The 13,103-nt window shown below is 42.8% G+C and carries 12 protein-coding genes; 3 read left to right on the top strand and 9 right to left on the bottom strand.

The window, feature by feature from the left end:
* Window position 1 precedes the first annotated feature (1 nt).
* The 5 genes from dnaB to mnmA all read right to left on the bottom strand — a co-directional run bounded on the left by dnaB (window position 2) and on the right by mnmA (window position 7,178).
* The gene (gene dnaB / locus HMPREF1150_RS07305) at window positions 2-1,357 is read right to left on the bottom strand and encodes a replicative DNA helicase (RefSeq protein WP_002894241.1); all 1,356 of its coding nucleotides are present in this window, start codon (window positions 1,355-1,357) and stop codon (window positions 2-4) included.
* A gap of 26 nt (window positions 1,358-1,383) precedes the next feature.
* Window positions 1,384-1,836, bottom strand: a complete 453-nt coding sequence (rplI, locus tag HMPREF1150_RS07310; RefSeq protein WP_002918016.1) for a 50S ribosomal protein L9 — start codon at window positions 1,834-1,836, stop codon at window positions 1,384-1,386.
* Window positions 1,833-3,854, bottom strand: coding sequence for a DHH family phosphoesterase (locus HMPREF1150_RS07315; protein ID WP_032905415.1), 2,022 nt, complete (start codon window positions 3,852-3,854; stop codon window positions 1,833-1,835). The genes rplI and HMPREF1150_RS07315 overlap by 4 nt, the downstream gene beginning before the upstream one ends.
* A 157-nt stretch (window positions 3,855-4,011) precedes the next feature.
* On the bottom strand, window positions 4,012-5,919 hold the full coding sequence (gene mnmG / locus HMPREF1150_RS07320) for a tRNA uridine-5-carboxymethylaminomethyl(34) synthesis enzyme MnmG (RefSeq protein ID WP_032905420.1): 1,908 nt from the start codon (window positions 5,917-5,919) through the stop codon (window positions 4,012-4,014).
* 137 nt (window positions 5,920-6,056) lie between these two features.
* Window positions 6,057-7,178 carry a tRNA 2-thiouridine(34) synthase MnmA gene (gene mnmA / locus HMPREF1150_RS07325; protein ID WP_009659571.1) on the bottom strand — a complete coding sequence of 374 codons (1,122 nt, stop codon included), beginning with the start codon at window positions 7,176-7,178 and terminating at the stop codon, window positions 6,057-6,059.
* A gap of 298 nt (window positions 7,179-7,476) precedes the next feature.
* On the opposite strand from mnmA, the gene sdaAB reads away from it, so the two are divergent.
* Genes sdaAB through HMPREF1150_RS07340 form a run of 3 tightly spaced genes read left to right on the top strand, consistent with a single transcriptional unit; the run spans window position 7,477 to window position 9,728 of the window.
* Window positions 7,477-8,148 carry an L-serine ammonia-lyase, iron-sulfur-dependent subunit beta gene (gene sdaAB / locus HMPREF1150_RS07330; protein WP_009659545.1) on the top strand — a complete coding sequence of 224 codons (672 nt, stop codon included), beginning with the start codon at window positions 7,477-7,479 and terminating at the stop codon, window positions 8,146-8,148.
* Between the two features lie 8 nt (window positions 8,149-8,156).
* Entirely contained in the window at window positions 8,157-9,029 is an 873-nt protein-coding gene (gene sdaAA / locus HMPREF1150_RS07335) for an L-serine ammonia-lyase, iron-sulfur-dependent, subunit alpha (protein ID WP_009659543.1), read from the top strand.
* Between the two features lie 51 nt (window positions 9,030-9,080).
* Window positions 9,081-9,728 carry an HAD family hydrolase gene (locus HMPREF1150_RS07340; protein ID WP_009659522.1) on the top strand — a complete coding sequence of 216 codons (648 nt, stop codon included), beginning with the start codon at window positions 9,081-9,083 and terminating at the stop codon, window positions 9,726-9,728.
* Between the two features lie 134 nt (window positions 9,729-9,862).
* Here the strand turns inward: HMPREF1150_RS07340 and HMPREF1150_RS07345 are convergent, their stop codons facing one another.
* The 4 genes from HMPREF1150_RS07345 to HMPREF1150_RS07360 all read right to left on the bottom strand — a co-directional run bounded on the left by HMPREF1150_RS07345 (window position 9,863) and on the right by HMPREF1150_RS07360 (window position 13,102).
* Window positions 9,863-10,453 carry a LysM peptidoglycan-binding domain-containing protein gene (locus HMPREF1150_RS07345; RefSeq protein WP_009659542.1) on the bottom strand — a complete coding sequence of 197 codons (591 nt, stop codon included), beginning with the start codon at window positions 10,451-10,453 and terminating at the stop codon, window positions 9,863-9,865.
* 210 nt (window positions 10,454-10,663) lie between these two features.
* Window positions 10,664-11,458: an energy-coupling factor transporter transmembrane protein EcfT gene (locus HMPREF1150_RS07350; RefSeq protein WP_009659524.1), complete on the bottom strand. Its 795-nt coding sequence runs from the start codon at window positions 11,456-11,458 to the stop codon at window positions 10,664-10,666.
* Window positions 11,451-12,290, bottom strand: coding sequence for an energy-coupling factor ABC transporter ATP-binding protein (locus HMPREF1150_RS07355; protein WP_009659572.1), 840 nt, complete (start codon window positions 12,288-12,290; stop codon window positions 11,451-11,453). Before HMPREF1150_RS07355 ends, HMPREF1150_RS07350 begins: the two co-directional genes overlap by 8 nt.
* Entirely contained in the window at window positions 12,266-13,102 is an 837-nt protein-coding gene (locus tag HMPREF1150_RS07360) for an energy-coupling factor ABC transporter ATP-binding protein (protein ID WP_009659546.1), read from the bottom strand. The genes HMPREF1150_RS07355 and HMPREF1150_RS07360 overlap by 25 nt, the downstream gene beginning before the upstream one ends.
* Window position 13,103 lies beyond the last annotated feature (1 nt).

The following is a 13,103-nucleotide window of genomic DNA, read 5'->3' as shown; positions in this document are numbered from 1 at the left end:
TTTATTCGTCCTCTCTTTTGGAAATACTTGAGAATTTATTATACTCTTTCTGGAAAATTAACTCTACTGTACCACGCGCTCCACTCCGGTTTTTCTCGATAATGACTTCAACCTTGTTGTTGGGAATGCCTTCTTCCTCCTCACCAGCTCGATCATAATAATCATCCCGGTAAAGGAAGGCAACGATATCCGCATCCTGCTCAATGGAACCTGATTCCCGAATATCAGACAGCACTGGTCGCTTATCCTGCCGCTGCTCCACGCCACGCGAGAGCTGACTCAGCGCAATGACCGGCACCTTGAGCTCCTTCGCCAAGATTTTCAACTGTCGGGAAATTTCCGAAACTTCTTGCTGGCGATTTTCACGACCAGTTCCTGTGATCAGCTGCAGATAGTCAATCAAGACCAGCCCTAGATTGCCCGTTTCCTGGGCCAGTTTTCGAGCCCGCGAGCGAATCTCCGTAATCCGAATCCCTGGTGTATCATCGATATAAATACTAGCATTGGCCAGATTAGCTGTCGCAATGGTATATTTTTGCCACTCTTCATCTGTCAGTTGCCCCGTACGAATGGAATGAGAGTTAATCACCCCTTCTGAAGCCAACATCCGGTCCACCAAGCTCTCCGCACCCATTTCCAGAGAGAAAATGGCCACAGTCTTATCCAGCTTGGTTCCGATATTCTGAGCGATATTAAGGGCAAAGGCTGTCTTTCCGACCGCTGGCCGAGCCGCCAGAATGATTAATTCTTCCTCATGCAGACCAGTCGTCATCTTGTCCAGCTCACGATAGCCAGTCGCAATCCCAGTGATATCTGATGTCTGCAGAGATCGAGCCTCCAGATTGCCAAAGTTAAGATTCAGCACATCACGGATATTTTTAAAGCCACTGCGGTTAGCTGTTTCACTGACATCAATCAGTGCTTTTTCAGCTCCGGCGATAATTTCCTCTGACAGCCGGTCGCCATCATAGGCTTGATTGATAGACTCTGTCAGACGCGAAATCAGCCGCCTTAGAATGGCCTTCTCTGCAACGATTTTAGCATAGTATTCAGCATTGGCAGAGGTTGGCACAGAATTGACCACTTCCACCAAGTAGCTGAGACCGCCGATATTCTGCAAATCACCCTGACTATCCAAAATATTGCGAACCGTCGTTGCATCAATGGCATCCCCGCGGTCAGCCAAGTCAATCATAGCCTTGAAAATCAAGCGATTGGCATACTTAAAGAAGTCAGCAGGCTCGATATACTCACGAACAAAGACCAGTTTGCTCTCATCAATGAAAATGGCTCCTAAGACGGACTGCTCCGCTAAAATATCCTGAGGCTGAGCTCGGAGTTCATCAATCTCTGCCATCGGTAAATCCTTCCTTCAAATCACTATTATCCTTCTTTAACCCGCAAACGGATCACCCCAGTTATATCCTGATAAATTTTCACTGGAACATCTATCAGACCAATGGAACGAATCGGTGAGTCCACCTTAATATGGCGCTTATCAATTTTAATGCCAAACTGCTTCTGTAGCTCTTCTGCTATTTTCTTGCTGGTAATAGAGCCAAAGGTACGGCCGTCCGGACCAACTTTTTCAGTAAATTGAACAAGAGTAGCTTCTGCTGCTAACTTAGCTTTAATAGCTTGAGCTTCTGCCACTAGTTCTGCGTGAGCTTTTTCTTCGGACTTTTGCTTGCCGCGCAGTTCACCAATAGCCTGCGCTGTTGCTTCCTTGGCTAAATTTTTCTTAATCAGAAAATTTTGAGCATAGCCAGTCGGCATTTCCTTGATTTCGCCTTTTTTGCCCTTGCCTTTTACATCTGCTAAAAAAATTACTTTCATCCTTTTTTCTCCTCGTCTATTATTACTTCCTCTTTAATGACTTGGTCCATAATTTCTTGATTCAGCGACTGAAGGACCTCGGAAACTGTTTTACCTTCAATTTGAGCTGCTGCCAGATTGAAATGACCGCCACCGCCCAGCTTTTCCATAATTCGCTGAACATTGATCTTGCTGCGACTGCGAGCCGAAATAGACACATAACCTTTGGTATTCTTGCTCACGACAAAAGTAGCTTCAATTCCTGACATGGAGAGCATGGTATCAGCTGCCTTACTGATGACAACCGTATCATAAGTGTTCTCCTCTGGACCAGCTGCTACAATGACATTAGGCAAAATCTTCTTACCATTTAAAATCAGCTCATTAATCGCACGATATTCCTCAAAATTCGTAGCTGAAATGTCCTGAATCACAACACTGTCACTGCCCCGAGTTCGTAGATAGCTGGCCACATCAAAGGTCCGACTGGTGACTCGAGATGAAAATCCTTTGGTGTCAAGCATAATCCCCGCCATGAGAATGCTGGCTTGCATCTTACTGAGACGGTTCTTTTTAGAATTCTGGAACTGAATCAGCTCCGTCACCAACTCACTAGCACTGCTAGCCCCACTTTCGATATAGGCAATCACAGCATTTTCCGGAAAATCTTCATCACGGCGATGGTGGTCGACTACGATAATCTGACTGAATTGATCAAAGAAATCCTTAGACAGAGTCAGAGATATCTTGGAGTGATCAACCATAATCAAAAGAGAACGATTGGTCACCATATTTACTGCTTCAGAAAGCGGCACCAGATAGTCAGCCCCTTCCTGCTGGAGCTTTGTAATGGACCGCTCAATATCAGAAGCCATCTGAGACGGATCATAGACCACATAAGTTTTCTCGATGATATTACTAGCAAAAAGCTGCATACCAAGAGAAGAACCCAAGGCATCCATATCCAGATTTTTATGTCCGACTACAAATACCTGATCCACACTCTTAATCTTATCAGAGATCGCAGTCATCATAGCCCGAGTTCGGGTGCGCGTCCGCTTAACAGCTGACGCCGTTCCTCCACCAAAGAAAATTGGGTTCATGTTGTCGTTATTTTCTTTGACGACAGCTTGATCCCCACCCCGAACTTCAGCTAAGTTGAGGTTAAGCAGGGCTACCCGACCGATTTCATCATGATTGCCATCACCATAAGAAAAGCCCATACTAAGTGTCAGTGACAGCTCTCGATTTTTAGCTTCCGTCCGGAATTGATCAATGATAGAAAATTTATTTTCCATCAGCTGTTCCAGCACTGTGTAATCCGTAAAAAGATAGAACCGATCCATGCCAACCCGACGGTAAAACATGTGAAACTGCTCAGAAAATTCTGCTACGAAGTTGGCCACAAAGCTATTGATATGACTGATATCCGTGTCTGAAACGACATCTTCCAAATCATCATAATTATCCACAGAGATAATCCCAATCACCGGGCGCGTTGTCACCAGACCAACAGTGGCTTCGTATTCATTGGATGCATCAAAAAAATAAAACACACTGGATGCACGGTCCAAGTAAACCGAATATTTCTTGTCTCCAACCGTAGCATAATGACCAGAGTCTGAATAAGCAGCCTTCATGATATTCTTGAGCATATCAGCATCAAAATCACCATCTTCGGTTGTAAAAATCAGTTCTGCATATGGATTAAACCACTCTACATCACTACTATCTTCACTGATTTTAATGACACCAACTGGCATCTTATCCAGCAAGGAAGCGAGGCTTCCTTCTGCTTGATGATTGACATAATGAATCTGCTCAATCTCATCTAGCTCGGATACTCTCTGTTGCTGGATAAAAAGCACAATCAAAAGAGCCAGCACAAGCATGAGAGCAGCTAGCATGGCCAAACTATCACCAAAAAGCCTCAGACAGATGGCTAAGATTATAAAGGAAATTAGACCCGCCATCGCCAAGTGAATTGGGGCAAAACGAAATTTTTTCATCATAGACCTCTTATTCCGCCATTTTACCATAAATCCTAGAAAAAAGCGAATTTCTCCCAATAATCAAAGCATTTAACAATGGTAAAGGAAGCGAAAAACAGTCTTTCAAAGTTTACAATCTTGTCAACCCCTTGTAACTTTACACAAAAAGGCTGCTTCCCAAAGGAAACTCAGCCTTTTACAAGAGTTACTTCGCTTGATTTTTAGAAATACTTCTAGACTTGCCTTCTAGGTAAACCATCAAAATAGAAATATCTGCTGGATTGACACCAGAAATACGACTAGCCTGACCAATTGTTTCTGGATTGATTTTCTTAAACTTCTGTCGCGCTTCTGTCGCAATCGAGTCAATATCATCCCAATCAATGTTAGCTGGAATCCGCTTCTCTTCCATACGCTTCATCTTTTCAACCTGATCGAGAGCTTTGGAAATATAGCCTTCGTACTTAATCTCTGTCTCAATCAGCTCGATAATCTTCTCATCAAGCTCCTCTGCAGCCGGACCAATGAACTGAACTACATCTTGGTAAGACACTTCCGGACGCCGCATAAATTCTTTGGCAGTCACTGCATCCGTCAGAGGCTTAAAACCAAGGGCTTCTACCTTAGCATTTGTTTCCTTGACAGGTTTTAGCTTGATGGATTCCAAACGCTTCATCTCATTATCAAATTGATTCTTTTTAATCTCAAAACGAGCCCAGCGCTCATCATCTACCAGACCAATTTCTCGTCCCATCTCTGTCAAACGCATGTCAGCATTGTCATGACGGAGAATCAGACGGTACTCAGCTCGACTGGTCAAGAGTCGGTAAGGTTCTACCGTCCCCTTGGTCACCAAATCATCAATCATGACTCCAATGTAACCATCACTGCGCTTCAAGATCAACTCCGGCTTACCTTGGATTTTCAAGGCCGCATTAATCCCAGCAATAATCCCTTGACCTGCAGCTTCTTCGTAACCAGAAGTCCCATTGGTCTGACCTGCTGTAAAGAGTCCTGAAATTTTCTTGGTTTCTAAGGTTGCCCGCAACTGGTGGGGCATAATCATATCGTACTCAATGGCATAGCCTGTCCGCATCATCTCAGCATTTTCTAAACCTTTGATAGAGTGAACCAAGTCCTTTTGTACATCTTCTGGCAGACTGGTTGACAGCCCCTGCACATAAACTTCTTCCGTATCACGTCCCTCAGGCTCTAAGAAAAGCTGGTGTCGTTCTTTATCCGCAAAACGGACGATCTTATCCTCGATAGACGGGCAATAGCGTGGCCCCACTCCCTTAACGATACCTGAAAACATAGGAGCCCGGTGCAGGTTATTTTGGATAATTTCGTGACTTTCTGCATTGGTATAAGTCAACCAGCAAGGAACTTGATCTTTCACATAGTCCTCATCACGAGAAGTGTAAGAGAAATGATTGGCCTTTTCATCACCTGGCTGAATCTCGGTCACATCATAATTGATAGATGATGCCTTAACACGCGGAGGCGTTCCAGTTTTAAAACGACCAATTTCAAAACCTAGATCACGCAGGTTATCTGCTAAAGGAATGGCTGCCAGACTGTGATTAGGACCAGATGAATACTTGAGATCACCAATGATAATTTCTCCCCGCAAGGCTGTTCCGGTCGTAACAATGACGGCTTTAGCCGCATACTCCTGATGGGTCGCTGTCTTAACCCCAATGACCTTACCATCTTCTACCAAGATTTCATTAATCATGGTTTGCCGCAAGGTCAGATTTTCTTGATTTTCGACAGTCTTCCGCATTTCTTTGGAGTAAAGCTCTTTATCTGCCTGCGCCCGAAGAGCCCGAACAGCGGGTCCTTTACCAGTATTGAGCATTTTCATCTGAATATAGCTCTTGTCAATATTCTTGGCCATCTCTCCGCCCAAAGCATCTACTTCACGAACGACAATGCCTTTCGCAGATCCTCCTATAGAGGGATTGCAGGGCATAAAAGCCAGCATCTCAATATTGATGGTTGCCAAAAGAACCTTACAACCCATTCGACTAGCAGCAAGCGATGCCTCAACCCCAGCATGCCCTGCTCCAATCACGATAATATCATAACTTTCAGTAAAATTGTGTGACATTTCTTTTTCCTTCATTTTTTCACCAAAAAAGGCCAAATCTCTAGAGGTGCAGGACAAAAAAGCCTGCAACATCCATGAGCTTTGACCATCATAGGTATTGCTTATCTTATTTTAGCAAATTATGTTGAATTGTCAATCTAAATGTACTGCAAGACTTGACCATTCTTATAAACTCTGTCAATCAAGCCACCACCTAAGCACTCATCGCCATCATAAAAGACAACTGCTTGACCTGGAGTAACAGCCCTTTGAGGCTGATCAAAGTTGACAACTGCCTTATCACCCTTTACAGTAACTGTCACTTTGGAATCAGGCTGACGATAACGGAACTTAGCTGTACATTCCATAGTAAATTCTTCTGGCATTTCTTTTGTGAAATGAACCTGACTAGCGTCAAGACTGGTTGACATCAAATTGTCATGGTAAAAGCCCTGACCAACATAAAGAATATTTTGGCTGAGGTCTTTTCCAACCACAAACCAAGGTTCATTATCTCCACCATGCTGACCACCAATTCCAAGACCACCTCGCTGGCCAATGGTATAATACATCAACCCAGCATGCTGGCCCATATCTCTGCCTTCCAAGGTCATCATGCGACCCGGCTGGGCTGGTAAATATTGACTCAGAAATTCTTTAAAATTCTTCTCACCAATGAAGCAAATACCTGTCGAGTCTTTTTTCTTAGCTGTAGCTAAACCAGCTCTTTCAGCAATCGCTCGAACTTCTGGCTTTTCTAAATGCCCCAGAGGAAACATGGTCTTTTGCAGTTGTTCCTGTGACAGTTGGCTTAGGAAGTAAGTCTGATCCTTGTTATTATCCTTACCTCTCAGCATGTGTACTAGGCCATCTTCATCTCTCTTTACCTGAGCATAATGACCTGTTGCAACGTAATCTGCACCCAGTGTCAAGGCATAGTCAAGGAAGGCTTTAAACTTGATTTCCTTGTTACACATGACATCTGGATTTGGAGTCCTACCAGCTCGGTATTCCGTCAAGAAGTATTCAAAAACGCGATCCCAGTACTCTTTCTCAAAGTTGACAGAGTAGTAAGGAATGCCAATCTGATCTGCAACAGCAGCTACATCCTTGTAGTCTTCTGTGGCTGTGCAGACACCAAATTCATCTGTGTCGTCCCAGTTTTTCATGAAGATGCCAATCACATCGTAACCTTGTTCTTTTAAGAGCAAAGCAGTTACTGATGAATCGACACCTCCGCTCATACCAACAACGACACGAATCTTAGAGTTATCACTCATTGTGTTCTCCCATCTTTTCGTTATTTCACGATTGAAGGTCGTGCTGTGCTTTCAACGATTGAAGGTCGCTTGAGCAAGGCCTATTATAGCACGAAAGGACTAGGAAAACAAATCATAAATTCAACTAAATTTATTATCTGTAAAGAATGTTTACAACATTGTAAAGTTATTGATTTTCTCGTTTACTTTCCTATCTAACGAAATTTTATAATATCCACTTTTAATTCATTTAAAAAATCAGCAGAAAGCCCTTAACTTTGTTATAATGAAAATAATAAATTAGCTGCAAGGAGAAATCATGACTTCACTAAGATTTCAATCTGTTTTTGATATTATCGGACCCGTGATGATAGGCCCATCAAGCAGTCATACAGCAGGCGCCGTTCGTATCGGAAAAATTGTCTCCTCTATTTTTAACGATGAGCCTACGGAAGTAGAATTCCAGCTCTTTAACTCTTTTGCCAAAACTTACCGAGGTCACGGAACTGACTTGGCTCTTGTAGCAGGGATTCTAGGCATGGAGACAGATGACCCTGAGATTCCTAACAGCCTTGAAATCGCCCATAAACGCGGTATCAAGATTGTCTGGACGATTCAAAAGGATAGCAATGCACCCCACCCAAATACGACAAAGATTACAATCAAAAATGACCATAAAACAATCAGTGTGACTGGAGTCTCTATCGGTGGCGGCAACATTCAAGTAACAGAGTTGAATGGTTTTTCAGTATCTCTAAGCATGAATACTCCGACCATCATTATTGTCCACCAGGATGTCCCAGGTATGATTGCCCATGTCACCGAAGCTCTGTCACGCTACAATATCAATATAGCTCAGATGAATGTTACCCGTGAGAAGGCTGGAGAAAAAGCAATTATGATTATTGAAGTTGACAGCCGCAGCTGTGAAGAAGCCATCAATGAAATCCGTAGTATTCCTCATCTGCACAATGTGAATTTCTTTAAATAGGAGAAAATATGTTTTATTCCATCAAAGAATTGGTAGAGCGAGCTGACTTGGATTACCAAGGAAATGTTGCTGAATTGATGATTGCTACCGAGTATGAATTAACTGGTCGTGAAAGAGATGAAGTCCTGCGACTGATGGGTCGCAATCTGGAAGTCATGAAAGCCTCTGTCCTTCTTGGACTGGATGAGAGCAAGTCTCGCAGCGGCTTGACTGGCGGAGACGCAGCAAAACTTGACCACTATATCCAGTCAGGAAAGACTTTATCAGATTACACTGTGCTGACTGCTGCAAAAAATGCTATTGCTGTCAATGAGCATAATGCTAAAATGGGTTTAGTTTGTGCAACACCTACTGCCGGCAGCGCTGGCTGTTTGCCAGCTGTTCTTACATCTGCCATTGAAAAATTAGGGCTCTCAGAAGAAGAACAGCTAAACTTTCTATTAGCTGCAGGCGCTTTTGGCCTAGTTATTGCCAATAACGCCTCAATTTCGGGTGCTGAAGGTGGCTGTCAAGCTGAGGTTGGCTCCGCTTCTGCTATGAGTGCAGCTGCTTTAGTTCTCGCTGCTGGAGGTTCACCTTTTCAAGCCAGTCAAGCTATTTGTTTTGTCATTAAAAACATGCTGGGCTTGATTTGTGATCCAGTAGCTGGTCTGGTCGAAGTGCCTTGTGTCAAGCGAAATGCTATGGGAGCCAGTTACGCCTTTATTGCAGCTGATATGGCTCTTGCAGGAATCGAATCTAAAATTCCTGTTGACGAAGTCATTGACGCCATGTATCAAGTCGGATCAAGTCTGCCTACTGCTTTCAGAGAAACAGCTGAAGGTGGCCTAGCTACAACACCGACAGGTCGCAGACTTTCAAAAGAAATCTTCGGAGAATAACCTTGACAAATTTGTCAAGAAGATTTACTAGATAGTAAACAAGGAGACAAGATGAGTCATTTGAAATATATCTTCTTTGATTTGGATGGAACCCTAGTTGACAGTTCAAAGGGCATCCAAGAATCCTTTGAATACAGCTTCAAACAACTTGGAAAAGAGTGCCCTGAAGAAAGTATTATAAAAAGTTTTATGGGGCCGCCTCTGGAAGTAAGCTTCGCCTCTGTTCTTGAAGAAAGTCAAGTTCCAGAAGCGATTAACTATTACCGCAGCTTCTATAAGGAAAAAGGCATCTGGGGCGTCCGTCTCTATGAGAGGATACCAGAATTGCTGGCACAGTTAAAAGAAGCCGGCTATCAGATTTATGTAACAACAAGTAAAAATCAACCCACAGCACAAGATTTATTAGCAAATCTAGCCATCTCTGAGCAATTTGATGATATTTTTGGCTCACTGCCAGATTCATTTCACAAAGCAGATGTTTTGCGCCGAGCTCTGCGAACACTAGATGCAAATCCAGAAGAAACCATAATTATAGGCGATACAAAGTTTGATATAATCGGCGGTAAAGAAGTAGGAATCTCAACTCTAGGAGTCCTTTGGGGGTTTGGCAGCCAAAAAGAGTTACTAGAAAATGGAGCAGATTTGCTGGCTAATTCTCCCAAGCACATTTTAAAAATATTGAATGAACGCTTTTCATAACTTTACACATTTGTCAATCTAGATAAGATTGTTCCCTTTAAATCTTTATCTACACTATTATTTTATGCTTATAAATTGTCAATTTTATGTAAACCAAAAAACCACAGAAATCTGTGGTTTTTTTTATTTCTATCTTAGTAGCCCCAAGCTGAAAGTCCTTGAGCACTGTAGGCACTATATGCTGATTGGATTTGATCATCAACAGTAGCCGTTGATCCCCAACCTGGCATCGTTTGGAAAAGACCACTAGCACCAGATGCGTTGTAAGCATCTACCTGACCATTTGATTCACGAGCAATGATAGCTTCCCAAGTTGATGCAGGAACACCTGTCATCTCTGCCATACGTGATGCTGCATAAGAACCAGTTGCACCAGCGGTATTACCATTGCTAAGTACAAGGCCTCCTGAAGTTGCTGCTGAATTAGCTGTTGCTGCAGGTGCTGCATAATTATTTACGGGAGTTGCAGTTGCTGCTACGCTTGTTTCAGACGTTTTGGCACTATTTCCAAGTTCCAAGATTTGACCAACACGGATGTGATTTGGATCTGCAATCTTGTTTAACTCTACTAATTTCTCAAGAGTTGTATTTTTTTCGTTAGCAATAGCTGATAAAGTATCACCGGCTTCAACTGTATAGGTCTCGGCATTTGCAATACCTGAAACCAAGAAAGCCGCTGCAGCGACTGCACCTGTTAAAGTCCATTTTGCTGTTTTTTTGTTCATTAAAAAGTAATTCTCCTTTCGGTGATAATACTATCTTACACATAAAATATTACCAAAAAGTTACATTACCAAGTCAAACGTTACAAGAACATTTAGTTTAGACGTTAAAAACAGACTTTTAGAGCTTTTTTGCCAAATATTTTCTTTGACGAGGCAAAAAATAGACAGGTTTAACTTATACTATTCTCTAAAAACACTTTAAACAGTAGGTCAGTTTTTCAATATATAAAGTAGAATACCTAATATAAGTAAGCTAATAATAGCCAAGCTGTCATTTCTTTTCCATGCCAAACGGCGAAAACGTGTCCGACCTTCACCTCCATTATAGCCGCGCGCTTCCATGGCAATAGCTAGAGCATCTGCCCTTTTAAAACTAGAAGCAAACAAAGGGATTAGAATGGGAATAATAGATTTAACCTTTTGAACAAGCTTTCCCTCGCCAAAGTCAACACCACGCGCCCTCTGGGCGTTCATAATCCGAGTAGTATCATCCATTAAAGTTGGAACGAAGCGCAGGCTCATAGAGAGCATCAGACCAATCTCATGTGCTGGCACCTTGAAAACCTTCAGAGGCTTCAGCAAAGACTCCACGGCATCAGACAAGCTTAAGGGGGTCGTTGTCAGAGTCAGAAGAGTAGAAAAGAAAATAATCAGAATAAAGCGGCTAAAAATAATGCCAGCCTGTGACAGTCCTAGTTCTGTAATTCTGACAAAAGCGAATCGAAAGATTGTGGCCCCTCCCGAGGTCAAAAACAGCTGGAACAAGGTAGTAAAAGCTATGATAAAAACCATGGACTGGATACCCTTTAAAAAGAACTTCAAAGGAACCTTGGACAGCAAGACCAAACTAAAAACGAAAACAAACAACAGCAGATTGGCCACAAGATTATTAGCCCAGAAAATTAATAGAATAAAAAGAAACATCGCCAGCAACTTGCTCCGCGGATCCAAACGATGGATGATTGAATTTCCGGGAATATAGCGACCTAAAATTAACTTATCCATGCAAGATCTCCTTGAATTCTTCAATTGTAATAGGATAATGCGAGAAGGTCATCCCTTTCTCCGCCAATTCGTGAGCAAATTTTGTAATCTTAGGAACACCCAATTGAATACTCTCCATAAAATCCAAATCCTGAAAGACCTGAGCAGGCTGACCGCTCTTGACGACTCTGCCCTTATCTAAAACATAGACTGTATCAGCAAAGTTGGCTACATCATCCATTAGGTGAGTTACCAAAACAATGGTCATACCGGCTTGATGCAGCTCTTCAAAGAGCCTCATCAGTTCTTTTCGACCGGATGGATCAAGTCCTGCTGTCGGCTCATCCAAAACCAAGATATCAGGCTCCATGGCTAGTATACCAGCGATGGCCACCCTGCGCATCTGGCCACCAGAAAGTTCGAAAGGACTGCGATTGAACAAATCCTCAGAAATCCCGACCAAGTGTAGCTTTTCACGCGCCAAAACTTCGGCTTCTTCCTTAGAAACACCAAAATTCTGAGGACCAAAAGCCACATCTTTCAAAACTGTTTCATCAAAAACTTGACTTTCCGGAAATTGAAAGACTAGACCGACCTTCTTGCGCACCTGTTTAATGTCTTTATTGACGGAATCAGCCGTGATGACTGTACTGCCTACTTCAACACTACCTTGATTAGGAACCAGCAAGCCATTTAAAAGCTGGAGAATGGTTGACTTACCGCTGCCTGTATGACCGATAAGAGCGGTATAGCTGCCGGATTTTATCTCCAAATCCACTCCAAAAAGCGCTGGTCCCTCAAAAGGAGTGCCAGCTTGATAAGTATAACTTACATTTTTGAGAGTAATGCCCATAGTTGATCCTGCAATTCTTTTTCTGTTAAGTAAGAGCCTGGCAGAGAAAAGCCTGACTGACGCAAAGCCGCCTTTACCTGATTAACAAACGGCTGATCCAATCCTAGCTCTTCCAAATCTTCTCGAGAAAAAAGTTCTCTCGGGGTAGCGGTAGACTCAACCTGACCCTCTTTCATGACCAAAACACGGTCGCTTAAGGCTATTTCATCCAAATCATGGGTGATAGAAATGACGGTCAGCTGATTACTATCTTTAATTTTTTTCACGGTCTGGATAAGATCCAAACGCCCCTCTGGATCCAGCATGCTGGTTGCTTCATCCAAAATAATAATATCCGGTCTCAGAGCTACCACACCTGCAACAGCTACCCGCTGTTTCTGGCCTCCAGAAAGACGAGCTGGTTCACGCTCCTTAAAATCCTGCATACCGACAAGCTCTAATGCTTGCTGGACTCGCTCTACCATCAGATCATAGGCTAGCCCTTGATTTTCCAAACCAAAGGCTACATCGTCTTCTACAGTTGCTCCGACAAACTGATTATCTGGATTTTGGAATACCATACCAATCTGTCTGCGCTTTTCCCAGACATTTTCAGCTATTAGCTTATCGCCTGAGATAATAATATCTCCGCTTTCCGCTTCTAAAAGACCGTCAATCAAACGAACTGAGGTTGATTTTCCACTTCCATTATGACCGACAATAGAAAGCCATTCCCCTTTTTTTACTTGAAAGGAGACATCATTTAAAGTGTAATTCTCAGACTCACTATCGTATTTGTACTTAAGATTTCTTACTTCGATGATATTTTCCATA

This window comes from Streptococcus sp. AS14 (genome assembly GCF_000286495.1).
In the GTDB taxonomy this organism is placed as follows: domain Bacteria; phylum Bacillota; class Bacilli; order Lactobacillales; family Streptococcaceae; genus Streptococcus; species Streptococcus sanguinis_P.
This window is presented reverse-complemented; position numbering and strand designations above follow the sequence as displayed.